Annotated in this window: 16 protein-coding genes; 5 read left to right on the top strand and 11 right to left on the bottom strand. The window is 67.2% G+C overall.

Annotated elements, in window-relative coordinates; translation table 11 throughout:
* The first annotated feature begins 2 nt into the window (after nt 1–2).
* The 3 genes from glpK to KRR38_RS07820 are packed head-to-tail and all read left to right on the top strand — an operon-like array spanning nt 3 to nt 3223.
* On the top strand, nt 3–1502 hold the full coding sequence (glpK, locus tag KRR38_RS07830; RefSeq protein ID WP_217400314.1) for a glycerol kinase GlpK: 1500 nt from the start codon (nt 3–5) through the stop codon (nt 1500–1502).
* A complete protein-coding gene (gene glpD, locus KRR38_RS07825; protein WP_217400312.1) occupies nt 1495–2961 on the top strand; it encodes a glycerol-3-phosphate dehydrogenase in 1467 nt (488 codons plus the stop codon). Before glpK ends, glpD begins: the two co-directional genes overlap by 8 nt.
* A 40-nt stretch (nt 2962–3001) precedes the next feature.
* Nucleotides 3002–3223 carry a hypothetical protein gene (locus KRR38_RS07820; RefSeq protein WP_217400310.1) on the top strand — a complete coding sequence of 74 codons (222 nt, stop codon included), beginning with the start codon at nt 3002–3004 and terminating at the stop codon, nt 3221–3223.
* 8 nt (nt 3224–3231) lie between these two features.
* Here KRR38_RS07820 and KRR38_RS07815 read toward each other — a convergent pair whose 3' ends face one another.
* The 9 genes from KRR38_RS07815 to KRR38_RS07775 form a co-directional block, all read right to left on the bottom strand.
* Entirely contained in the window at nt 3232–9120 is a 5889-nt protein-coding gene (locus tag KRR38_RS07815; protein ID WP_217400308.1) for a hypothetical protein, read from the bottom strand.
* Nucleotides 9120–10931 carry a ShlB/FhaC/HecB family hemolysin secretion/activation protein gene (locus KRR38_RS07810; protein ID WP_217400306.1) on the bottom strand — a complete coding sequence of 604 codons (1812 nt, stop codon included), beginning with the start codon at nt 10929–10931 and terminating at the stop codon, nt 9120–9122. The genes KRR38_RS07815 and KRR38_RS07810 overlap by 1 nt, the downstream gene beginning before the upstream one ends.
* A gap of 20 nt (nt 10932–10951) precedes the next feature.
* A complete protein-coding gene (locus KRR38_RS07805) occupies nt 10952–11668 on the bottom strand; it encodes a hypothetical protein (protein WP_217400304.1) in 717 nt (238 codons plus the stop codon).
* Nucleotides 11655–13592 (bottom strand): adenylate/guanylate cyclase domain-containing protein, encoded by a 1938-nt coding sequence (locus KRR38_RS07800; RefSeq protein ID WP_309140997.1) that lies wholly within the window; start codon nt 13590–13592, stop codon nt 11655–11657. The genes KRR38_RS07805 and KRR38_RS07800 overlap by 14 nt, the downstream gene beginning before the upstream one ends.
* A gap of 74 nt (nt 13593–13666) precedes the next feature.
* Nucleotides 13667–16756, bottom strand: a complete 3090-nt coding sequence (locus KRR38_RS07795) for a CHAT domain-containing protein (protein WP_217400302.1) — start codon at nt 16754–16756, stop codon at nt 13667–13669.
* A 127-nt stretch (nt 16757–16883) separates the two neighbouring features.
* A complete protein-coding gene (locus KRR38_RS07790; protein WP_217400300.1) occupies nt 16884–17180 on the bottom strand; it encodes a PilZ domain-containing protein in 297 nt (98 codons plus the stop codon).
* Between the two features lie 99 nt (nt 17181–17279).
* Nucleotides 17280–18710 (bottom strand): efflux transporter outer membrane subunit, encoded by a 1431-nt coding sequence (locus KRR38_RS07785; protein WP_217400298.1) that lies wholly within the window; start codon nt 18708–18710, stop codon nt 17280–17282.
* Nucleotides 18711–18757: 47 nt separating this feature from the next.
* Nucleotides 18758–20284 (bottom strand): DHA2 family efflux MFS transporter permease subunit, encoded by a 1527-nt coding sequence (locus KRR38_RS07780; protein WP_309140996.1) that lies wholly within the window; start codon nt 20282–20284, stop codon nt 18758–18760.
* 13 nt (nt 20285–20297) lie between these two features.
* Entirely contained in the window at nt 20298–21428 is a 1131-nt protein-coding gene (locus KRR38_RS07775) for an HlyD family secretion protein (protein ID WP_217400296.1), read from the bottom strand.
* A gap of 68 nt (nt 21429–21496) precedes the next feature.
* Between KRR38_RS07775 and KRR38_RS07770 the strand changes: the two genes are divergently transcribed.
* Together KRR38_RS07770 and KRR38_RS07765 are read left to right on the top strand one after the other, a co-directional pair.
* The gene (locus tag KRR38_RS07770) at nt 21497–22312 is read left to right on the top strand and encodes a tyrosine-protein phosphatase (RefSeq protein WP_217400294.1); all 816 of its coding nucleotides are present in this window, start codon (nt 21497–21499) and stop codon (nt 22310–22312) included.
* A 2-nt stretch (nt 22313–22314) separates the two neighbouring features.
* Nucleotides 22315–23106, top strand: a complete 792-nt coding sequence (locus tag KRR38_RS07765; protein ID WP_309140995.1) for a tyrosine-protein phosphatase — start codon at nt 22315–22317, stop codon at nt 23104–23106.
* Between the two features lie 3 nt (nt 23107–23109).
* Here the strand turns inward: KRR38_RS07765 and KRR38_RS07760 are convergent, their stop codons facing one another.
* Both KRR38_RS07760 and KRR38_RS07755 read right to left on the bottom strand, forming a co-directional pair.
* The gene (locus KRR38_RS07760; protein ID WP_217400292.1) at nt 23110–23979 is read right to left on the bottom strand and encodes an alpha/beta fold hydrolase; all 870 of its coding nucleotides are present in this window, start codon (nt 23977–23979) and stop codon (nt 23110–23112) included.
* Between the two features lie 30 nt (nt 23980–24009).
* Nucleotides 24010–24723, bottom strand: a complete 714-nt coding sequence (locus tag KRR38_RS07755) for a DUF899 family protein (RefSeq protein WP_217400290.1) — start codon at nt 24721–24723, stop codon at nt 24010–24012.
* Between the last annotated feature and the right edge of the window lie 131 nt (nt 24724–24854).

Below are 24854 nucleotides of genomic sequence, written 5' to 3'. Positions count from 1 at the left end.
TCATGACCCAAGGCGCAACTCACATCCTGGCGATCGACCAGGGCACGACATCGAGCCGCGCGATCGTGTTCGACGCCGCGGCACGCCCGGTCGCGGTCGCCCAGCGCGAATTCGCGCAGCACTATCCCGAGCGCGGCTGGGTCGAGCACGATCCCGAGGACATCTGGCGCGATACGCTGGCGGTGATGCATGAGGCGCTCGAAGGCGCGGGCCTCGGCGCCGCGGATATCGCCGCGATCGGCATCACCAACCAGCGCGAGACCGTGGTGGTCTGGGACCGAGCCACGGGCGAGGCGATCCACCGCGCGATCGTCTGGCAGGACCGCCGCACTGCCGACGTCTGCGAACGCCTGCGTGCCGACGGTGCGGAACCCCTGGTCCGCGCCAGGACAGGCCTGCTGATCGACCCCTATTTCTCGGGCACCAAACTCGCCTGGATCCTCGACAATGTCCCCGACGCCCGTGCACGTGCCGAAAAGGGCGAGCTGGCTTTCGGCACGGTCGACAGCTTCCTGCTCTGGCGGCTGACCGGCGGCGCGGTCCATGCAACCGACCCGACCAATGCCGGCCGCACGATGCTGTTCGATATCCACGCCCAGCGCTGGGACGAGGACCTGCTCGCACTGCTGCGCGTCCCCGCCGCGCTACTGCCCGAGGTCAAGGACAACAGCGGCCTGTTCGGCCATACCGCCGAGGGCCTGTTCGCCGCCGCAATCCCGATTGCCGGCATGGCGGGGGACCAGCAGGCGGCGCTGTTCGGCCAGGGCTGCTTCGCGCCGGGCATGGCCAAGGCGACCTACGGCACGGGCTGCTTCATGCTGCTCAACACGGGCGAGGCGGTGACCTCGCACAACCGCCTGCTGACGACGCCGGCCTATCGGCTCAACGGCAAGACCGCCTATGCGCTTGAAGGTTCGATCTTCGTCGCGGGCGCAGCGATCAAGTGGCTGCGCGACGGCATTGGCGTGATCACCCACGCCTCGCAGACCAACGACATGGCAACGGCCGTCTCGGGCAATCACGGCGTCTACATGGTGCCGGGCTTCGTCGGGCTCGGCGCGCCGCACTGGGATCCCGAGGCGCGGGGGCTGATCTGCGGGCTGACGCTCGATTCCACCGCGGCGCATCTGGCGCGGGCGGCGCTGGAATCGGTCGCCTATCAGACCAACGACCTCGTGGAAGCAATGGTCGCCGACGGCGCGGGTGCGCTCGCCGCGCTCCGCGTCGACGGCGGCATGGCGGCGAATGACTGGCTATGCCAATTCCTCGCCGACGTGACCGGCGCCCCGGTGGATCGGCCCGAGGTCGTCGAGACCACGGCACTCGGCGCTGCGCTGCTCGCCGGACTGGCCGTGGGCTTGTGGCGCGATCTCGACGAGCTGTCTTCGCTCTGGGCCCGCGACCGCCGCTTCAGCCCCGCGATGAGCGACGAAGCCCGCGCGCCGCTGCTCGCCGGCTGGCGCGATGCCCTGCGCAGGACGCTGCTACCGAACCATGACTGACACCGTCGACCTGCTGATCATCGGCGGCGGTGTGAACGGCACCGCCATCGCCCGCGCTGCGGCGCCGGCCGGCCAGCGCGTGCTGCTGGTCGAGCAGGGGGATCTCGCCCAGGCGACGTCCTCGGCCTCGACCAAGTTGATGCACGGCGGGCTGCGCTATCTTGAGCACTACGAGTTCAAGCTCGTGCACGAATCGCTGAAGGAGCGCGGGATCATGCTGCGGATGGCGCCGCATATCGTCCGTCCGCTCGAATTCCGCCTGCCGCACGCGCCGTCGATGCGGCCTTGGCCAATCGTGCGCATCGGGCTCTGGCTCTATGACCTACTCGCCATCGGTGGCGGGCTGCCGCGATCGCGGTCGATCCGGATCGACGATCCCGGGTTGAAGCCGGGCAGCGGGCGGGGATTCTCCTATTGGGACGGACAGGTAGACGACGCCCGGTTGGTGGTGCTGAACGCACTCGATGCCCAGGCCAACGGCGCCGAGATCGCGACGCGGACGCGGTTCTTCTCGGCCCGGGCGGAGAAGGGTATCTGGACGGCGGAGCTCCAGCACGGGCGATCGGTCCGCGCCGGGACCATCGTCAATGCCGCGGGGCCCTGGGTCGACCGGGTGCTGCGGCAGGAAGTCGATCTCACCCCGCGCGGCAATGTGCGGCTGGTGCGGGGCAGCCACATCGTCGTGCCCCGGTGCCTCGAAGGCGATCACGCCTGGCTGCTCCAGCAGCCCGACGGCCGCATCGTCTTCGCCATCCCCTGGTTCGAAGACTTCACCCTGATCGGCACGACCGACTTCACCGTGGAACGGCCCGAGGAGGATACGATCTGCGATGCGGAGACCGATTACATCCTCGCCGCGGCCAATCTCTATCTGACCAAGCCGCTGGCACGGGTGGACATCGTCCATTCCTTCGCCGGAATCCGCCCGTTGTTCGACGACGGCACCAGCTCTGCCAGCAAGGTGACGCGCGACTACCGGCTGGAGCTCGATACGGCCCGCGCGCCGATCCTCAGCGTGTTCGGCGGCAAGATCACCACGGCGCGGCATCTGGCGGAAGAGGTGCTCGGGAAGCTGGGCATCGCGCGCGGGTTGACTGAAGCGCGGCCTCTTCCCGGAGGCGATCTGGCGGATTTCACTACGTTCCTCGCGCAGGTCCACCGCGATTGGCCGTTCCTCGATGCCTTCACCGCAAAGCGCATGGCGCAGGCCTACGGGACGCGGATCGGCCAGGTGTTGGGCGATGCGAAAGCGCCCGAGGATCTGGGTCAGGATTTCGGGCTGGGGCTTACGGTGCGTGAAGTCGATTACTTGGTCGCCAATGAATGGGCGGTCACCGCCGAAGACGTGCTCTGGCGTCGCACCAAGCTCGGCCTCCGGTTCACCGCCGAGCAAGCCGCCGGATTGCATGCCTATCTGGGGGAAGGCGAGGACGGTGCCCTAGCGCATCGCGCTCACTGAGCCTATTTGCGTCTCTGCTATGTGCGAAAGGTGACACTGCTTGAACGAAATGGTGAGACCGACGGATTTCAAGGCCACGAGCGAATGCGCCAAGTGCGCAGAGCCGGTGGCCGGAGATGCGTCGGCCTGCGATTTCTGCGGCTATCCGGTGCGGCCGCGCAAGCCGGTCTCCCAGCGCCTCGGTGAAGTGGCGAGCCTTGCGGCCGCGCTTGCCCTCATAATCGCGGTGTGCCGCGTCCTCGGCCACTTGCTCAACGTCTAGCACGATACTCAAGGGGCGGGGCAGTTGCCCTTGCTGGCATCGCATCCGGGAACCCAGAGGTCGTCATTGCCCGATCCGGTGACCGGCTCGTCGATCAACGGTTCGTAATTAAACCGTCCGATATCCAGCAGTTCGACGCCCGGCGTCACCAGTGACTGGCGCTCGACTGCGAGATCCGAAGGCTTGTCCGAATTTTCCTCGACCGGGCTCTGCACGCGGTCGCGCGTCAGCGTGAGCTCGGGCGTCAGCGGCGGGCGGCACTCGTCGGCCTTGGTGAAGTCGCAGCCGTTGATCGTCGAGCCCGCCGCGCTGCCGCTGGACGTCGGCGCGGGCTGGCCGTTGATCGAGACCAGTGGAATCACGTCGAGTCCCAAGGCGCCGAGGCCCGCGGAAGTGGTCGCCTGACCGTTGATCACGATCACCGGCGTCGTGCGGCCGACGGGCGTGCTCACGGCAAAGCCGCCCGAGCCGACCGTGAAGCCGCGCCGCAGCGGGAAGAACGTGCTGATGCCTGTATTCTGGATGTAGAGGCTGTTGGAGACGGAAAACCGCATCGAATCGGCGGACAGGACGCCGTCGGCTCTGAGATTGCCGTCATTGCTGCCCAGCACCGTGTCGATCGCGGCCGGATCGGTGAGGCCAGCCAGCGCGGTCTGCGCGGCGCTCGATGCAGCGACGATCGTGTTGGCCGAGAAATCGATTCGGCCGCCCAGCGCATTGTTCGCGCCGCGCAGATCGACCGCACCCGCCTGGGTGTCGAGCGCGATCAGTTCGCCGGCGCTGATGCCGAAGGTGTTGGCATTGGTCAGCCCGGTGAACTTCACCGCGCCGTTGATCAGCGCGCGGCCGGGGGTCAGGATGGTCAGCGCGCCCTGCGCACCGAGCTGTGCGCCGGTGACCGTCATGTCGCCGATCGTCACGTCGGGCACCGCGGCCGAACTCTGTGCGGTCTGCGGCGCGACCAGCGTGATGTTCGCGCCATAGATCTGGCCCATCTCGGCGCCGCTGAGGCTGTAGCCGGCGGCATTGCCAGCGCCACCGTAATAGGTCCGGCGCGCGGCGTTGTTGTTGGTCAGCTGGACCAGCGATGTCGTGCCCGCAGTGCCGATCCTGCCATTTGCGCCGATCACCACGTCGCTGGAACTGACGCGCACAGTAGGGGCGGAGACTTGGCCGTTCGCCGTGAAAGTGCCCGGTGTTGTGACCGACAGCTGGCCGCCCGCCTGGGCGCTTCCGAGTGTAACCGACGTGCCGCCGAGCGCGATGGCACCGCTCACAGTCGCGTTCTGCAGGCTCAATGCCCCGCCCGGCGCGGCGTTGAAGTTGCCAGCGGTCACATTGACCGTGCCGAAGCTCATCGACCCGGGCGCGGTGACGGTGACAGCAGATCCCTGGAGCAGGTTCGTCGCGATGAGGTCCGTCGGGGTCGTGAGTGTAATCGCGCCGCCCGCGGTGAGGTTGCTGGTCGTGACCGACCCCGTGGTGGCAGTGGCGTTGATGTTTCCACTCACCTTGATCTCAGCGAGCGAGATCGTCGGAGCGCTGGCGGTGAGGAAGCCGGATAGGCCGTTCGGATAGGCCTGGAGCCCGCCGAGGGTCAGCACGCCGCTGGGTGTCGCGACATCGAGCCCCGTGGTAAAGGCGCTGCCGATTGTCAGGTTGCCCGTCGCTCGGACCAGGGCGGGTGTAGGTCCTCGCAGGATCAGGTTGTCGACCGCGAGACTGCCGTTGACGTTGAGCTGTGCGGGCTGGATGACTGTACCGGCGGGATTGACCATGTCCAACAGCCCCGCGACGTCGAGCGTCCCGACGGTCAGGTTGCCGGCCACGCCCAATGCCAGATCGCTGCGCGAGCGGATCGTGAGATCGGACCCGGATATGTCGCGTTCGGCGATCACCGAAGCGGTCTGGCCTTCGAGCAGCGAAGTACCGTTGCCGAGGATGTCGCGTCCGGCGTGTATGTCGAGCTGCCCGCTCGCGTTGACATTGCCGCTGATCGTGATGTCGGCCGGCTGGAAAGGCGGGACGAGTTCGACGGGATCGTTGCCGGCGGTGATGTAGATCAGTCCGCTGCCGGAAAGGGTGCTGGTGGTCGTGGCGTTCTTCAGCGCGACGCCAGTCCGTGCATGGACCTCCAGGCTGTCCACCGCCGTCAGGCTGTCGAGCGTTGCGGATCCGGTCCGCGCGGTCACGACCAGGCTGCCGCTGGCCGAAAGGAGCGTGCCAGGCCCGGCGCTGACGTTCTGGCCGGCATCGACGGTCACGTTGTTTCCGGTCAGCGTCGCAAACTGCGGCGTGCCCTGGCCGGTATGGGTGATCGCGATGTTGCCATCCGAGAAGACACTGACGAAGTCGCCGGCGCTGATTGGCGCATTGCCCGTAACGGAGATCGTGACATCGCCCGTGCTGTCGACATTGAAGCCATTGGTGATCGCGGTCACGCCGCCCGTGCTTTCGATCAGGGCGGTGGTGCCAGCCGGTGCAGTTTGTCCGACGGACTGGGCCGAAACGCTGGCGTAGCTCGCATGCCCATTCGCACCGCTCGAGAGGTCGGAGAACCGGACGAACCCGGCAACCGCCTTGACGCCCTGTACGCCGCTGACATTCCCGCCGTTGCCGTTGGCCTGGAGCACCAGGCTGCCGACCGTGCGGCTGCCAACGGCGGCTCCCGCAGTGCCCTGGTTGACGAAACGCGCGGTTCCGCCGGTGCCGGTACCGTCGTCGGGCGAGATTCCCCCGCTGCTGTCGCCGGCCTGGCCGTTGGCCGTGATAAGAAGGTCGCCGAGCGAATAGGCGCCCGCATCGGTTGCGATCAGCGAGGCGAGCCCGCCGGTACCGGATCCGGCGGGCAGGCCATCCGCGCCGTTTCCGCCAATGCCATCGGCGTGCAGCGCGATCGTGCTCGTAGTGAAGCTCGCACCGCCGATATCGATCGTGGCGCCGCCGCCGGTCCCCGGCGCTCCGGCGGCTGAAGGCACGCCGAAACTTCCGCCGCTGCCCGCCGCGCCGCCCTGGCCGTTCGCGCTGAGCGACAGGCTGGGCACCGAGAACGAGCCCGCGGTCGCGGTGATCGTCGCAGAGCCGCCGATGCCCTGGCCGGGATTGCCGGCGAAGCTGTTGAAGCCTGCATCGATCGCAGTGCCGCCGGTGCCGTTGGCCGTTACGTCGAGCGAGGTGAGCGTGACCGCACCGCCGTCGATCAGCAGATTGAACGTGCCGCCCTGGCCGGTTCCGCCAGTGAAGAGGCTGGTCGAAGTTGGCGCGTCCTGGGCATTGCCGCCGCGCCCGCTAAGGTCGGCGGTGATCGTCGTGCCCGATAGGCTGCCGCCCGAAGCTGTGATCGAGACGGTGCCGCCCTGGCCGAGCGCTCCGTCGGCGGTGGCGAGCCCGGAGTAGTCGGCCGTGCCGGTGACGTCGATGCTGAGATCGCCGAAGTCGATGCCTGACTGGGCTCCGCCTGCCCTCGACACCATAGTGAACGAGCCGCCGGTTCCCGAAATGCCAGCGCCAGCGACCTGGCCCGCCCGGCCGCTGGCGGTGACCGTGACTTGCGCCGTGCCGGCGGAAATGACGCCGCCGTCGGCAATCAACGAGACCGCGCCGCCCCTGCCGTTGCCGCCCGAGGTACCCCCGGCGCCGATGCCGACGGCCGAGGCTAGGATACCGTCGCTGGTGAAAGTCACCGAGCCTTCGCTGCCCGGAACGTCGAAGGCGCTGATCGTGACCACGCCCCCCGTGACGTCGCCTTGGGCGCCGGCCGAATCCAGCCCGATCGCGTCGGCATTGAGCGTTCCGCCCGAGGTGTTCAGCGAACCGCCGCCGGCGGTCACCAGTACCGAGCCGGCCTTGGTGATGCCCGCGCCAGTGGGCGAGCCGGGACCGACGAAAGTCCAGCTGGCATTGGCCGAGCCGCTGAGCGGGCCGGTGATGTCGAGCAGGCCGCCCGTATCGGCACGGACATCGACCGTGCCGGCTTGGGCAGTGTTCGACGTCACGTCGGCAGCCCTGCCGAGGGCGCCGGCGCTTATCGTGACGCTGCCCGTATGGACTTCGGTCCCGGCGCCTGCCGATACCAGCTGGGCCACCGCGGCCGAGCTATCGACGTCGCCGTTGAAAGTGCCGTCGATCCCCGCGCCGCCGACGGCATCGGCGGAAATGGTGAGGTCGCCGGGCGCGTTGACGATGCCGCCATTGGCGACCAGCCGCGCGGTGCCGCCCGCGCCCGCACCACCGTTGCCGGCCCGGCCGTCGGCGCCGATGCCGTCGGCCCGGAGGGTGGTGTTGCGCGGCGAGGGCGCGGGTGTCGGCGTAGGGGTAGGGTTGGCGCCCAGCGACAGCGTGCCGCTGTTTATGAGAATCTCCGCGGTTCCGCCGAAGCCAGCGCCGCCATTCCCGTCGCCCGTGGGTTGCTGTCCGGTCCCCACGGCGGTCACGAGAGTGTTCCCCGTGACCGTCATCTGCGGGCCGACCGCGCCTGCCTCGAGCGTTATTCTCGCGATGCCGCCCGTGGCGGCGGTCGGCGGCGGGGCGGTGTTGTCGGCGTTCAGCGTGAGATCGCCGGCGACGTCCAGCCTGGCCGCATTGGTGCCGGCGCCCGGCTCGATATTGGTCGTGCCCAGCGTGATCGTCGCCGAGATCGGCGCCTTCATGAACAGGTCGCCCGAGGCGGTGATCGTCTCGTCGAGGTCGGCGGTCAGGCCTACCGTGGTGCCGGCGGTCAGCGAGGCATCGCCGAGGAAGTTGATCGCCGTGCCGCGCGACGGGTTGCCGATGATCGAGCCTGTGGTCTGCGCGGTGAGATCGGCATTGAAGTTGGTCGTGCCGAACTGGAAGTTCACCGGGGTCGTCGTATCGGGATCGGGCTCGAAACCTGTGCCGCTGGCGCCCTTGTAGTCGTAGCCGCCCGAGAGAATGACCGAACGGTCGGCCGCCGAGGCATTGACCGAAGTCGCGCCCAGATTGCCGCCGAGCAGCACGGTCAGCGCCGTGTTGGCGGTGCTGTCCGGCGTCGCCATGATGACGACCTGCTGCGGCCCGGCGAGCGTCGCGCCGGTCGGGCCGGCGCCGGTCGAGCCGGTATGGGTGATGGCATTGGCCACCGTGGTGCCGACCTGGACGTCGATGTCGAACAGGCCGTTCTGGATCAGTACGCTGACGCTTTCGGCCGCGATCAGGCCGACCGATCCGTCGAGCTCGATCGTGCCGCCCTGGACGATCTGCGGCGCGACGATCAGCGTATAGGCGTTGGCGCCGGTGTTCGAGATCAGCGAGCCAGGCAGCAGGGTGATGTTGGCCTGGCTGCCCGCTGCGGCAGTCATCTGGATCTCACCGTTCGGGCCGAAAGTGATGCCGCCGGCGCTGGAACCCGCCGTGTAGGGAATGTCGTTGGCGGTGAGGATCAGGCCGTTGGTCGAGAACTTCGAGCCGGTGCCGGCGACGAAGCCGGTCGGGCTGTAGAACCAGACGTTGCCGCCCGGCGAAGTCGTGCCCGAGATATCAAGATTGCTGCGGACTTCGCCGTTGAGCCCGATCTGCCGCGTGGTTGCTGGGAGCACGCGGTTCAGGACGATGAAGTTGGGATCGCTCTGCGAGTAGAAATAGGCGAGGCCGCCCGCCGGCAGAAAATTGATCGGTGTTGCCCCCGCAGCCGTATCGGTCGGCGTCCAGTTGATCACGGCATTGGGGCTGAAGACCTGGACATTGGTGCGCGGCGCGGAGGTCGTGCCGCCGGTGTTGTCGATGTTCGCGATGCCGCTGTCGACGACGCCTGTGCCCTGGATCGCGGCAACCTGTGCGCTGGCTGCGCCGCCCTGGCCGAGCGCCGCGAGAGCGAGGCCCATGGCGCAGCTCGACAGCAGGCGCCGGGGCGTGCGGAGTTGGAGGGCGGCGTGCTGCATCATCGTGTCCAGGGGATGAGGTTGACGGTCAGCGAAACGAGCAGGCGGACGTCACCCTGAACACGGGTCAGGCCCCTTTGGCTGACGGGATCGGTAAAATAGGAGATCGCCTTGAGCGGCGCGGCCGCATAGGCGTCGAGCCGGGCGCGGTTGCCCCAGCGCGCGCGCAGGCCACCGCCCGCCGAATAGAGCGACTGCGGATCGCTGGGATAGAGCGAACGCCGGTCCTGGTTCCACACGCGTGCGCCGTCGAAGAAGGCAAAGGGCTGGAGCGCCACGGCGGTTATCTTGTGCGGCACCAGGCTGCCCAGGCGGACTTCGGCCTGGATGCCCAGGCCGCTGTCGCCGGTCAGCGCGCCGGGATCGTAGCCGCGGCCGACCGTGTAGTTGCCGGTCGAGAATTCCTCGAAGGCGAGCAGCGGATGCGGGGCATATTGCGCACGTGCGGTCAGGCTGAAGGCGAGTTTTGGCGTCGGCCGATATTCGCCATAGGCCGCGGCGCGGGCGACGAAGGCCGTGGGATCGCCTTCGGCGCGCGAGAGCAGCAGGAGCGGGCAGGCAGCATAGACCGGCGCCGGGGCGGCGGGGCAGGGCGCGCTCGCGCCGAGCACGGAAATGCCCTGCCTGAGCTCAAGCGATCCGCCCACCCGCCAATGCGGCTCGGCCGCGGAATAGCCGCGGATCGAACTCATCGAGGCGAGGTCGATCCGGTCGTAGTCGAGCCGTGCAAAAAGCACGCGGATCTTGTCCTCGCTGATCGGGATGGTGCCGAATTTTACCTGCTGGTCGGACAGGTCGATGCCGCCGTTCAGGACCATGTTTTCGGACAGGCTGCGCTGCAGAGGATAGCTCGCGCGCAGGGTGGCGATCAGCGTGTTGATGCGGAAGGGATCGCCCGCGCCGACTTCGGGGCGGGTCCAGGCATAAGTGAAATCGCCGCCCAGCGTCAGGCCTTCGCTGCCCAGGCGGAAGCTGTGCGACGCCTGGAGGACGTGCTGCTCTTTCCACTCGAAAGTGTTGAAGTAGGCGATCGTCGTCGTGTCGGCGAGGCCGGTGAGGCCGTTGAGCCGTGCGCGGATCAGCCCGCCGAAGCGACCGACTTCGGACGTGCCGAGGTTCTGCACGGCGGCTTCGATCTCGATCGGGGTGTAGCGCACAGAGACTTCGCCGATGACTTCGCCTGGCGTCCCGGCGGAGCGCAGCGTCATGCGCGCATCGTAGCCGGGGATGTCCTGTACGAGCAGCAGGTAGCGCTCGGCGTCGTAGGTGTTGAACACCTCCTGCTGCTGGATCTTGGCGAGTTGGCGGGCGATCACGCCCTCGGCGCGGCCGGCATTGCCGCGCACCTGGATGCGCACGAGCCGGGCCATCATCACGTCGAAGCGGACCGTTCCGTTCTCCGCGATCTTCTGCGGCGGCACCTGGACCGCGGCGAGGTAGCCCTTGCGGCGCAGGATCGTCGCCGCGCGGTCGCGGATTTCGCAGACGGTGGCGACGGGTACCGAATGGCCGGCAAACTCGGCCCAGGCCGGGCGAAGCTCGTCGGCCGAGACGACCTTGAGCCCGTCGAACTGCGCCTCGGCCATCGTGATCGTGACCGCGGAGAAGCGCTGGTCGGCCAGCGGGCAGGGCGCGCGCTCGATATTGCTTTCGTCCGTCACGCGCGGTGCCGTGTCGCGCGGCTGCTTCGGCGCGACCGGCTGAAGCTCCTCGCGAGTCGGCGGCGAGGGCGGCTGCTGCGCCGCGGCGGCCAGCGGCATGCCGCCGGCCAGCGCAACCGTCAGAAGAAGCGCTTTGCGCGACACAGTCATGAATAGCCCCCCCGACGGCCCTACTGGTTACGCGACATCGCGCCGAGCAGGAGCTGCTTCTGGATATTGCAGCCCTTGGCGTCGAGCGCCGCGTAAATGCTCGCGGGATCGCTCGCCGGCGTGGCCATCATGGTGAAGCGCACGCGCACTGGCTGGGCGAGGCCGCCGTCGCTCAGCACATAGCTGGCGCCCTCGGCAACAGGCAGCGCGGAAGGCCAGGAGGTGACGCTCTGGCCGACGATGAAGGGAACGCTGGCGGTCGGGCCGGACTCGGCCTTGATGGTCAAGGTCGCGGCTTTCTGCATGTCGGGACGCCAGATCTGAACCGACGCCGCATCGGTCACGCAGACCGTGCCTTCGGCCGTGGCGTTGACGTACCACAGGTTCGAGGGCTTGGGCGGCTCGCCCGTGCCGCGGATCGCCCCGGTGCGGGCGCGGCGGCGGTTCTGCGTGGCGACGAGCGCGGCGAAGCTGGGGTTGGTCGTGGTCGCAGCGGCTTCGGCGGCGGTGGTCACCGGTCCGCGCAGCGTCCGCGTGCCGCGGCTGTCGAGCACGGTCAGCGTGTCGCCGGCCGCCAGCACGATGCGCGTTCCTGCGGCCAGCGACTTGCCCGCGGGATAAGATCGCGCGGAAGGGCCCGAGGCGCTGATCACGATGGTCTGCGCGATCGCCGCGCCGCCGAAGCCGAGCGCGCAGGCAAGCGCGACTGCGCCATAGCCGAGCCTAGTCGAGAACATAGGAACCTCCAGATTTCAAAGACTGCATTCGGTGTACCAGATTTCGCAGCGCCGCATCGTCGGGGCTGCCTTCCGCGAGGGTTTCCAGCTCGGCCAAGGCATTGCCGTCGCCTTTCGCTACCCGATCGAGCACGGCCTGGATGTGGCTTAACGCACTGTTAGTCATGCCCGGCGCCGGTTCGAAGATGTCGACCGGGGTAGAACGGCCGCGCAGGGTGATGCGGCCCATCGGCCGCCACCAGTCGAGCCCCGAGCGCGAGACCGCTTCGGCACTGGCGATGACGCTGGTCTCCAGCTTCTTGTTCGCCGCTTCGAGCCGCGCCGCGGTGTTCATGCTGTCGCCCAGCGCTGTATACTGGATGCGGTCGTCGCCGCCGAAATTGCCGACGATCGCCTCGCCGAAATGGAGCCCGACGCGCGTGCGGCCGATCGGCGGAATGCCGGGGCGGTGGGTCTTGCGGAATTTCTCGCCCGCCTGCCACATGGCATGGGCGGCCTGCGCCGCCCGCGTCCCGTCGTCGGGCCGCGAGATCGGCGCGCCCCAGAAGGCGACCACGGCGTCGCCAACGAACTTGTCGATCGTCCCGCCATGCTCGAGCACGACGTCGCTGAGCAGATCGAGGTAGCGGTTGAGCAGCATCGCCGTGTCCTGAGCGTCGATCGCATGGGTCAGCGCGGTGAAGCCCTCGAGATCGGTGAAGACGACGAAGATCTCGCGCCGCTCGCCCTTGAGCGCGAGCTGGTCGGGGTCCTGGATGATCTGGTTGGCGATGTCGCGCGGAAGGTATTTGCCCAGCGCCGACTGTGCGAACTTGCGCTCCTCCGAGCCGACCTCGCGCGCCGCCGAGCCGACCGCGATGAAGCCCATGATCCAGCCGAGCACAGAGCCGACCACGGGCAGGTCCTGCGTGTCGATCATGTGTTCCTGGAGCTTGAACGGCGCGTAAGCGACGATCACGGCCTGGGCGATGAGGATCACACCAGTACGCCACCAGCTGCCCGAAACCAGGCTTGAAACCCCGCCGAGAAGCACGGCGCAGAATGCCCCCAGCCAGAGAATGCCGTCCGGAATTCGTGTGAACGGCGCATTGTCCAGAAGCTGCGAGAGCAGCGTGGCATGGACTTCGAGCCCGATCATCGTCGTAAAGTCTTGCGCCGCGTCTTCGTTGGCCGGCAGCAGGCGTAGCGGCGTCTCGAACTTGTCGAAGTCGGTGACGTCGCCGCCGATCAGGACGTAGCGCCCGCGAATCTGATCGGCCAGCTGCGGGATCGTCACGCCGGTGGCGAACACGTCGATCGGCAGTTTGTTGTAGACGCCGTACTCATTGTACTTCGGCTGCCGGAAACGGATGCTGCCGGTGTAGTTGTCGAAAGCCGGATGGCCGGGCGCGAGCGCCCTGGCCATCAGCGGCGGCAAACCGGGCAAAACGTTGGGCCAGGAGCGTACGACGTTGTCCCGGTCTACTTCCAGCCGAATGCTCGTCGGCTTCACCTTGTCGGTGGCGATCGCTTTCTGGAAGCCGTCGAGGAATTGCTGCTGCCGTTGGCCGATTTCGTTCTTGTTGGTGCCGAACGAGGCGTAGGCGAGATAGGTAGGAGTCTGCATCGCGCGCAGTGCGGCGATCAGCTCGGGGTCCTCATCCTGCTCCTGGTCGACCAGGATATCGATGCCGATTCCCTTGGCCCCCATCGTATCGAGACTGCGCAGCGCCCGGGCCAGTGTGGCGCGGTCGAGCGGCGATCGCTTCTTGGTATTGATCAGCGTTTCGTCGTTGAACACGACCATCACGATACGTTTGTCAGGTTCTACTTTCGGCGCGGCCCAGACCTGACGCAGATCGTAGGCGGCACGCTCCGCCAGCGGTATGGCCGGCAGGGTCCAGGCGAACCGCGCGACGATGACGGCTGCAATCAACAGCAGCACCGTTCCCGCGGCACGGACCGGGCCGATCGCCGGAACAGCAACCGTGTCGATTTGAACTCTGCCATCGCCGGTGCTCAGCGCTGCACGAGAAGCTGCTGCGCGCCGTCGCCGATAATGGCGAAGTCGGACCAGTAATAGGGGTGCGAGGTCGCCGGGTCGTCCATCAGCGACCGCGCTGCGTCGCGCATCGCGATTCCCAGCGGCTTGCCGGCGCCTTGCTCGAACAGGCCCGAAATCAGCCGCTCGGTCGCCTGGAAATCGTCGGGTGCGGGCCAATGGCTGGCGACCACGGTGCGGCTGCCGGCACCGACGAAAGCGCGGACCAGGCCATCGAGCGCCGAGCCGCCGCCGGTGGTCACGCCGGCTTCGAGCGTTGCCGAGCGGCTGGCCTCGCCGGCGGTGTCGCAGGCCGAGAGGATCACGACGTCGGCGTTGAGCTTGAGGTCGTAGATCTCCTTGAAGCTCAGCAGGCCATCCGAATCGCCGCCGCCGAACGAAGTCAGTAGCGCCGGGCGGGCCGGGCATTCGGGGCGCGGGGCGGTGACGAAGCCGTGCGTCGCGAAGTGCAGGATGCGGTAATCGGCAAGGTCGGTGCGCTGGCGCACGGCCGTGTCGGTGAAGGCGGCTCCGGTGACGACCTGGGTGCTGTTGGAGCCGATCAGCGATGCCGCCTGCCGGAGCTCGGTCGCCGCGACGGGCTTGTTCCATTCGCTGAGCGGCCAGTTGCAGTCGGTCGCGCCGCTGGCATCCATGCCGCGCGTGCCGCTGGCGTAGGTCATGCCGCGCGTTACCGGGGCGTTGTCGCCGAAGCCGATGTACTGGCGCGTCGCGGTCGAAGGTGGGGCGCTGCGGGTATCGCGGAAGGCGCGCGCGGAGACCGAAGTGCTAACCGCGTGGTTGCGGCCGAGCCACTCGATGCCGCGGAAGTCGAATTCGTCGGCCTTGGGATCGGCGGTGCGTGCGAGATAGGCGTCGACCCCTGCCTGATCGGCGATCAGCAGGTTGGGCGGCAGTTGCAGCATAGCGCCGTCAGGCTCGAAGATCAGGTGCTGCACCGGCGCCAGCCGCGCCGCCACGGGACCGAACAGGTTGTCGTAGAGCTCGCGCGCCAGCTTGACGTCGAACGGATAGGTGACGTTCTGGCCGTTCTCGACCAGCGAGATCGTCTCGCGCAGGCCACGGACCTTCGCCGCAAGATCGGCCGCCGAGAGCGGCGTTTTCCAGGCCGTCGCGCCCTGAGCGTCGACATAGATCGCATAGACCCCGCTGCCGGCGATCGCCATCTTGTAATAGGCCTCGCCCGGGCGAAGCGCGGCCTTGAGATCGTCCAGTGTCATCGCCTGGGTCGAAATCGCGCGATACTGCGGAAATTCGGATAGGCGGGCGAAAGTCAGCGACTGCTGCTCGACCAGCGTCTTGAGGTCGGCATCGCGCGCGGCGATCAGGTCGCGGATCGTGCTGTCGCGGTTCTCGATGGCATTGAGCCGGCCGATCTCGATCCGCGTGCGCTCGATGTCGCGCGACAGGCTGATCGCCTGGCGGAACAGAGCCGCCGGCTCGCCCCCGCCATCGCGCAGTTCGCGTGCGAGCACGGCCTGGGTATCGGCAACACCGGGACGCACCAGCGTCTGGCTGGCGAGGAACATGTCGGCGGCCAGTTCGGGCCGGACCGGGATCTGCACCGCGAGCAGGTCGAAATAGGGCGCTAGCTGGTTCGACAGGCCGGTCGTGCTGGCGCGGTTCGCCGCTGTGTTGGCGACGACTTCGCGGTAGAGCGTCATCGCCTCGTCGTTCTTGCCCCGACGGACCAGGAAGGCGGCGAGCCGCGCGCGACCGCCGTTCATCGCCGTGGTTTCGGGATAGGAGGTTCGCAGCAGTTCGAGCGCGCCGCGTAGCAGCCCTTCGGCGGCGGCATAGCCGCCTTGGTCCTCATGGGTCAGCGCGGTTTCGGCCATGATCTGCGCGCGCAGGCGGGTGATCGAGGTGACACGGCCCTCGCGGATCGAGGTGGCGTCGGCGAGCGCCTTGACCAGCATGACTCGCGCCTTGGCCGGCTTGCCCTGGAGCCGCAGGATCGTGGCGCGCAGCTGCAGCGCCTGGGCATTGAGGATCGCGGCGCGTTCCTCGGGCGAGAGCGTCGCCGATTGGGTGCCGCCCATCCGCTGGGCCGCGGGCAGGCTCGAATTGATCTCGGCCGACAGCGACGGGGTGATCTCCACGCCTGCGCCGGCGCCCAGTTCGGCCATCGCGACCACCGGCCGCGCCAGGACGGCCGAAGCCTCGTCCAGCTTGCTCTGGTTCAGCAGGTGCATCGCCTCGAAATTGCGAGCCAGGCGGACTTGCACCGGATCGAGCGTGGGCACGCGGGTGGCCTCGGCAAACAGCGCGTCGGCTTCGGCGAACTCGCCGAGGTTGGACTTCTGCAGCGCCTGGTTGACCATGTATTCGTGCAGGCGCTGATCGCGGCCTGCAGCGCTGCCCTGCGCGCCGTCCTCGGCATTCAGCCGGTTCTGCAGCGTATCGAAGAATTCGGCGGCTTCGGCATAGTTGCCGGCGTTGTTGCGGCGATAGCCCTCGGCGAGCGTTTGCGCGGGGTCGAGTGCGCCGGCCTGGACGCGGGCGAAGGCGACGGGATCGGCCAGACCGGTCGTGGCGACGCGGACTTCGCCATCGACGATGCGGTCGGCGGCGATGGTGCGCAGGCCCAGTTCGAGCGCGCTGTCGTAGCCGGCGAGGCCCTGCGCCGCATAGGTCACCTTGCCGATGCGGATTCGGTAGATCTTGTAGCCGACATTGCTCTCGTCGAGCCGGCAGAGCGTGACCGCCACGCGGCCCAGATCGATGATCTCGGTGCTCGCCTCTCCGGCTTCGCAGGTGATGCCGGCGCCGCGCGAAGCTGCGAGGCGAGCCGGCGCGGTGGCATCGTCGCGCAAGGCATAGACTTGGCCGACCGGGCGCGCCGCGTCGCGGCAGACGATCGCCCAGGAGCGGTCGAATATGCCCGAAATGGCAGGGTCGCTGCCCTGGCTCTGCATCTGGCAGAGCGCGCCGCGCGCGTTTCCGAGCCGGAAGCTGTCCTGCAGCGAAGGGCGGGCGCTCTGCGCGCTCGCCGAAACCGATGCCATGAGCGTGATGCCGGCGGCCAGGACTGCAACGACGCGCATCATCCCTCCCCGAGGATCACGCGGGCCAAGGATCGGCCCGAACCGCAGGGCCCAAGTAACCGATCGGATTGCGAGCGTCTAAGTCAATCTCGGTTTACCAACGAGATATTGATCCGAAGTCGGCGGCTTAGGCAGCCGCGCCGCAATAGGCCGCGAAGAAGTCGACGATCGCCATTTCCAGCGTCTCGTGGAACTGGACGCCGGCGCTCGATTCGTGGCGCCAACGGACGGTCGCCTGGAGCGGGCCGATCGGGCCGAGGTTCACTGCGACGATGTCACCCACGCTCACGTCCGGCTCGACGTGATTGAGCCGGCACCCATTCGATGAGATCGCCGAGAACACGATATGGCACGGAGCGCCGTCGCCTGCCTGATACGAGCCGGGGACTTCGACGAACAGACGGCTCTCGGTTCTGCGATTCACCAATGACCTCCGCGATGGCTTATCCGGAAGGCGATAGGTGGTTATGCTTAAGACGGGCTGTCTGGTTAGGGTTAGCGACAGGTTAACGCATTAAAAAACCTAGGACTGAGGCGTTGCTCCCGGCGCTTGTGCTACATCTTGCACCCAGCCGCCCGCGGTAGCGACATAGAGCCGGGCGACGTTGAGGTACTGGCGTGAGCGGGCCTGGACCAGCGCGAGTTCGGCACGCTGGTACAGGCGGTTGGCCTCGAGCACCTGCAGGACGCCGCTGTTGCCGACCTGGAAGCTGCGCCGCGAGAGGCCGAGCGAGCGCTGCGCGATCTGCGCCGATTCCTGCCGTGTTGCGAGCGCCCGTCCATCGGTGTCGAGCGCCGAGAGCAGGTTTGAGACCTGGCCGAAAGCTTCGGTCACGGTCTGCTTGTAGGTTTCTGCCGCTGCCCGGGCGTCGGCTTCGGCGCCGCGCTGCTGCGCCTTCAGTGTACCGCCATGGAAGATCGGCGCGGTGAGGCCCGCGAAGATGTCGAACCCGCGATACTGGCTGCTGAACATGCTGCCGGGCACCGACGTCGACTGCGAGAGGTTCGCGCCCAGGGTGATGTCGGGATAGAGCTGCGCAGTCGCTACGCCCACCGCTGCAGTGGCGGCGTGGAGCCGGGCTTCGGCTTCGAGGATGTCTGGCCGCTTGTGAACCAGGGCTGAGGGCAGGGCGACGGGCACCTGGCCGGGCAGGGTGAAACTGGCCATCGTGAAGCTGGTCGTTTCGAGTTCGCCGGGCGAGATTCCCAGCAGCACGGCCAACATGCCGCGCGCTTCGACGAGTTGCTGTTCTACCGCGGGCAGCCCGCCGCGGTCCTCGGCGAGCTGGCCCTCGGCGCTCAGCACTTCGACCAGCGTGCCGACGCCGCCTTCCTGACGCTTGCGCGTGAGGGTCACGTTGCGCTGGTCCTCGTCGAGCAGCGTATGCTGGGTGGTGATGAGATCGTTGAGTGCCGCGATCATCATGACCTGCTCGACGACACGTCCGGCAATGACGAGATGCGCCGCCTCGGTCTGTCGCTGGACCGCCTCCGCCTCGGCCACGGTCTGCTCGACGGCGCGGCGGTTGCGGCCGAACAGATCGAGGTCGTAGGTCACGCCGCCGCCGATCGTGTAGAGATCGAACTTGGGGTTCTTGATGCTCTGCCCGTCGCTGCTGGCAAAGGCGTCGAAGCCGAATGCCGCGAGATTGAGCTGCTGATATTCGGCGCGGGCATTGGCGTCGACCTGGGGCAGCGTGCGCCCGCGCGCCGCGTTGATCCGTTCGCGCGCGCGTTCGAGCGTTGCCTTGCTCGCCGCCAGGCTGTGGTTGTTGGCGATGGCGCGGTCGACCAGCGCATCGAGGTCGCGCGAACCGAAGGCCGTCCACCAGCCGCGATCGGGTCCTTCGCCGAGCGCCGCGCGGCCGGAGCCGTCGCCGGCATAGTTGGCCTGCGGAGGCGGCGCGGCCGGGGCGGTGAAGTTCGGTCCCACGGTGCAGGCGCCCAATGCCATAAGGGGCAGGACGAGGGCTGCGAGGGGGGAGGGTATTGCGCATCGGTTTACTCCATCACCGGCAAGGGTTCGCGGCTGGCGCGGGGGCCGGGGGTTCTCAGCAGGAGGACGAGAGGCATCATCGCCAGGCTGACGAAGAAGACCAGGTAGTAGATATCGACATTGCCGACCATGGCCGACTGGCGCAGGATTTCGCCGTTGATTTGCGCCAGCGATGTGGCCGATCCGGCGTCGAAATCGGGCATGCCGTACTGCACGATGGGATTGTCGGGCCGGACCCCTTCCACCAGATGCGCGCGCGAGGCGGCGGTGAAATGGATCAGTTCGCGATTGAGCAGCGATATGCCGATGGCATTGCCGATGTTGCCGGTCAGCGAGAACAGCGCGGCGCCTTCATTGCGCAGCCGGTCGGACAGTGTCGCGAAGACCATGACCGACAGCGGCAGGAATACGAAGCCACCGCCGATGCCTTGGACGAAGCCGACCCAGAGCATCGTGTCCTGATCGACGTAGAGGTCCATGCGCGCGTAGAGCAGCATCGAAACCGCCGAGAACAGCAATCCGATGCCCAGGATCAGCCGCGTATCGATCTTGCCGACGACGCGGGCGAGGAGCATCGTGGCCGCGACGGTGCCCAGCGCTCGCGGCATGCCGACCATGCCTGTGCGGAAGGCCGAATAGCCAAGCAAGCTCTGGGTCATCACCACGACGAGGGGCACGGTCGCGAAGACGACCACGCCGAGCAGTGCACGCACTAGGCTGCCGACCGCGAAATTGCGGTCCTTGAACAACTCGGGCCGAAGGAATGTGTCCTTCGCAGTCATCATGTGGACTGCGGTCAAATAGGTCGCCATGCCCATGATCACGGCATAAAGCTGAATCTCGGCGGATTCGAACCAGTCGAGCTGCTCGCCGCGGTCGAGCATCAGCTGTAGCGCGGCAAGTGCGACCGAGACGGTGACGAAGCCGAACATGTCGAAACGGACGCGTCTTTCGTTCTTCGATTCGGGCAGGAAAGCCAGCATCAGCAGGAACGAAGCTATGCCGAGCGGGATGTTGATGAAGAACACCCAGCGCCAAGACAGCGCATCGGTCAGATAGCCGCCTACGGACGGTCCGAGGATCGGTCCCGCCATCGAGCCCAGCGAGAATACGGCCATGGCCCGGGCCAGCCGTTCGGGCGGGTTGATGTCGAGCAGGATCGCCTGGCTGAGTGGGATCAGCGCCGCGCCGCTCGCGCCCTGCAAAGCGCGGGCGATGACGATGGTCGACAGATCGTTGGCCGCGCCGCAGAGGGCGGAGGCGAGGGTGAAGCCGATAACCGATATCGTCATGACCAGCTTGCGGCCATAGCGCCCAGCAAGCCAACCGCTGAGCGGCGTCGCGATGGCGCCGGCGATCAGGTAGGACGTGAGCACCCAGACGATCTGGTCCGACGATGCCGAGAGCGCCGATTGCATATGTGGCAAGGCGACATTGGCAATGGTGATGTCGACCGCCACCATCGTCGATGCGAGCATCGACGGCAGCGTGATCATGAAGCGTCGGAACGGATCGGGGTAGGTCTGGCTCACGGCCCGGGCAGGATCAAGGCCGGGCGGCGGCTGGCGCCTTGTTGGCAGCGGGCGAGGTCGGCGGCGTATCGGCGCCGAACAGGTGGCGCTCGTGGCCGGTATCGACCTCGACGACCACGCTGAGTCCCGTGTGCAGCGGCAGGTCGGTGGGCGCCTCGTCGATGGCGATCTCCACCGGCAGGCGTTGGACGACCTTCACCCAGTTGCCGGTGGCGTTCTCGGCCGGCAGGATCGAGAAGCTGTTGCCGGTGCCCGGGCTGAAGCTGGCGACGTGGGCCTTCAGCTTGCGATCAGGGAAGGCGTCGATCTTAACCGTCGCCGGCTGGCCGACGCGCATGTAGCGCAGCTGGTTTTCCTTGAAGTTCGCCTGGACCCAGAAGCGCGTACCGGTGAGCATGAACACGGTGCGCCCGGCGGTCACATAGTTGCCCACCTGAAGCTGATGGACGCGCGTGACGATGCCGTCCTGCGGCGCGCGCACGACCGCGTCGCGCAGCGAGATACGGGCCGTCTCGAGCTGCGAGGCAGCCCGGCGCACGGCCGGCTGGGCATCGGCGGGGCCGCTGACATTGCCCGACAGGCCGGCGCGCAGGCTTTCGGCCTTGGCTTCGGCTGCGGCGATGGTGTCGCGCGCGGTGCGGGCTTCGGTTGCTGCCTGGTCGGCCTGGGCCTTCGAGGAGATGCCTTCCTTGAGCAGCGAGGCCTGCCGAGCGGCTTCGTTCTGCGCATAGCTGGCGCGCGCCCTGGCCGCGCTGACCTGCGATAGCGCCTCCTGATAGTCGGCCTGCTTCGAGCCGATGTCGGTACGCGCATCGGCAAGTTGCGCTTCGGCCGCGGCAACCGCGGTCTGGAAGCTGTCGGAATCGATGCGGAACAGGACGTCGCCCTTGTGGACGAGCTGGTTCTCGGTGACTTCGATCGCCGTGACCTTGCCGCTGACGCTGGCGCTGACTGCGACCAGCCCGGTCTGCAGCGAGGCGTTCTCGGTCGATTCGTAGCGGCCGCCGGTCAGGTAGAAATAGAGCGCACCGATCAGCACCACGACGGGCGCGGCGAGCATCAGAATGCGTCGCAGGCCCCTGCGCTGCCGCGGCACGTCGGTCTGACTGTCATGGTCAGCGGCTATCGTACTCTCGGCGTTCATGCGATTTCCCGTTTCCTCATCCCCGCCGCCGATACTAAGCATAGCTAGTATCGGCAATAGGAAGAAAAATGAATATCTCGCAAGACAGGGTGCTCCCGCTCGAAGGGGTGCACAATTTCCGGGATTACGGGGGCTATGCGGTCGCCGGCGGCGGGCGATTGCGCCGCGGCCTGCTCTGGCGTTCGGGCCAGCACCACGGAGCGACCGACTCGGACCTCGCGCAGATTGCTTCGCTCGATCTGGTGACTGTGTACGATCTGCGCTCGTCGAAGGAGCGCAATGCCGAGCCTTGCCGCCGGCCAAATGGCTTTGCTGCTGAGATCTATTTCGGCGAGGATCCAGCGCCGCGGGCCGGTGGCGTGTCAGCAGCACATGCCGCGCCGCATGTCGCCGCCGCGCCAGTAACGCGCCAGCGCGACGCGGCATCCACGCGCGAGGGACTGCGCCGCAACTACGGTGCGATCGCCTTCCGCCCCGAACTCGTCGTCGCGATGCGCCGGATGCTGGCCGATCTGGCCGAGGTCGAAGGACCGAGCCTGGTCAACTGCATGGCCGGCAAGGACCGCACGGGCATCGCCGTCGCCGCGGTGCATCTAGCGGCCGGCGTTCACCGCGACGACATCGTGGCGGACTATCTGCTGACCAATACGGCGGGTAACGTCGAGGCGCGGATCGCTGCGGGCATGGCGACGATCACTGCGGTGACCGGCCAGCTCGACTCCGAGGTTCTGCGTATTCTCATGGGGGTCGAGCCCGAATATCTCGAATCGGCCTTCGCCATGATGGCCGAGAAGCACGGTTCGACCGACGGCTATCTGCGTGATGTGCTGGGTGTCGACGATGTCATGAAGGCCCGGCTGCGTGCCGCGCTGGTGGAGGATTGATCGTGGTGAATGACGAAGTGGTTGGCGAACGCATCCTGACGCTGGAAGGCGTCAACAATTTCCGCGACTACGGCGACTATGCGGTCGCTGGCGGCGGGCGCGTGAAACGCGGTGTGCTCTGGCGCTCGGGCCAGCATGTCATGGCGAGCGACGGCGACCTCGATCTGATCGCCGCGCTCGGCTTGACGACGGTGACCGACCTGCGCGGCGACAGTGAGCGCCAGCTCAATCCCTGCCGGCGTCATGCGAGCTTTTCCGCACAAGTGTTTACCTGCGAAGGTGAAACGGCGGCGCTGGCTTCGCATGTCGATGCCGGTGCGGGTGTTGTGACGGAGGCCGACGCGCGCGGCGCCATGAGCCGACTCTACACCGAAATGCCCTATCGCCCGAATCTGGTGACGGTCTATCGCCGCCATTTCGCGGCACTGGCCGAGGGTGACGGGGTCAACTTGATCCACTGCTTCGCAGGCAAGGACCGCACCGGCGTTGCCGTCGCCTTGACCCATCATGTCCTGGGCGTGCATCCCGACGATGCCATGGCCGACTATCTGCTGACCAACCAGGCGATGGCCGGGCGTGATTTCCAGGGCAGGGCCAGTGGCGACGCTTCGCGTTACGCGCAGATGGACGAGGCGGCTTCACGCGCTTTGCGCGGCGTGAGCCCCGAATTCCTCGAGGCCGCTTTCACGGCGATGCACGCCAGCCACGGTTCGCTCGATGCCTATCTTGCCGATGTGCTCGGCGTCGATGCGGCTTTGCAGGAGCGTATTCGGCGCGCGTTGGTCGCCAAGTAGCGGCTAGAGGAATGCCTTCACGTCGGCGACGAAGCGGTCGAACTGGTCGTGATGCAGCCAGTGGCCGGCCTTCTCGTAGACCTTCAGGCTGGCTGTGGGGAAGTACTGCATTCGCCCGTCCTTCTCGGGATTCGAGGCGAAGCTGTCGGTCCCGTAGAACATCAGGACTGGGCAGGTGATCGCCTCCCACAGCTTGATGACGTCCGCATAGGGGATGTCGGTCGCGCTCCAGACGTTGAGGTAGTTGTCGAACTTCCAACTCCAGGTGCCGTCCTCGTTGCGGCTGGCGCCGTGGATCGTCAGGTGACGGGCTTGCTCGTCGGTCAGGAAGCCGTTCTCTTCCTTCATGCGTGCATAGGCGGCCGCGAGCGTCGGATAGCGGCGCGGCAGGCGGCCGGCCGCCCTGCGCTTGTCGTCGATCCACTTGCGCTCGCGGTTAGCCGTGCCTTCGGCGTCATGCTGGGCGCGGATCTCGGGCGAGGGGCCCAGGCCTTCGATATTGACGAGCTTGCGCACCTTTTCGGGATAGAGCCCGGTGAAACGCGTGGCGATGTTGCCGCCCAGCGAATGCGAAATGATCGTCACCTGCTCGTAGCCCAGCGTGTGGATCAGCTGGGCGAAGTCATAGACGAAGGCGTCCATGGCGTAATGCCCCTCGGGCGACCAGGCGCTGTCGCCGTGGCCGCGCAGGTCGGGGGCGATGACGTGCCAGTCCCGCGCCAGCTCCTCGGCCACCCAGTCCCACGAGCGGCAGTGATCGCGGCCGCCGTGCTGGAGGATCAGCGGGGGCGCATCGGAATTGCCCCAGTCGACGTAGTGGAGCCGCAGCCGCTGCGAGATGAAGCTGTTCGATGTGGGTCCGAATTCGCGCATGCCCCGCATTGCTTCCGCGAAGCAGCTACGTCAATCGGGTGCGTAGTCGAGCTTCGGGTACCAGTCGGTGCCGCGGCCCTCGGGCGTCAGGTCCAGAACGTTCCACAAAGCCTGTATTTCCACGGCGCCTCTGGAGTCCTCGCCAGGATCGGCCATCTGGAGGTTGGTCTCGCCCATCCAGTGCAGCCGGATCTTGTCGCCCTCACGTTGGAGCACCAGCAGCGCCGGATATTCCCAGCCCTTGTCCGGATCCAGCCCGCCGATCTTGAGCGCCCAGTAATCCCCCTTGCTCTGGAAGAAACGCAGGTTGTGCCAGCTGCGCTCCTGCGCGAAAGCGATCTGCCGTTCGACCTTCGACCGCCCGGTGATCGCCAGGGCAACCCGCTGCGCGATGTCGCGTCCGTTGCCGTTGAGCGAGCCGATCGTCGCGGTGCACATGGGGCAGGGGCGCTCGCGGTCAGGGCCGAACATCCAGTGGTATATCACCAACGTGTCGTGGCCGCCGAACATCTCGGCAAGGCCGACTTCGGCACCGTTGGGATCGATGAAGCGATAGTCTTCCTCGATCTCCGGACCCTGCGGCAGTTCGCGAAGCTGCGCCGCCAGCCGGCCGAGATGGCGCCGCGTTTCAATCTCCTCTGCCAGCAGGGCTTCGCGGGCGCGGGCATATTCGGCGCTCTCGTTCGCGAAACGCGGCGCGCGATGGGCGGCGAGTTCGGCGGCCGGGGCAAGGTTGCTGTGCATAATCGCGTCTCCCAAACTTGCGGATTGAACGCCATTCTGGGCGATAGGGTCCCCAGGATACAGACACTATTTGCGATGAAAGGATTGCTGCGTCGGACCGGCTTGGCAAAAGCCACCCGCCCATCCTATTT

Origin of the sequence: Novosphingobium sp. G106, from assembly GCF_019075875.1 — a bacterium.
In the GTDB taxonomy this organism is placed as follows: Bacteria; Pseudomonadota; Alphaproteobacteria; order Sphingomonadales; family Sphingomonadaceae; genus Novosphingobium.
Note: the sequence above shows the minus strand (reverse complement) of the source record. Positions and strands in the feature narration are given on the sequence as shown.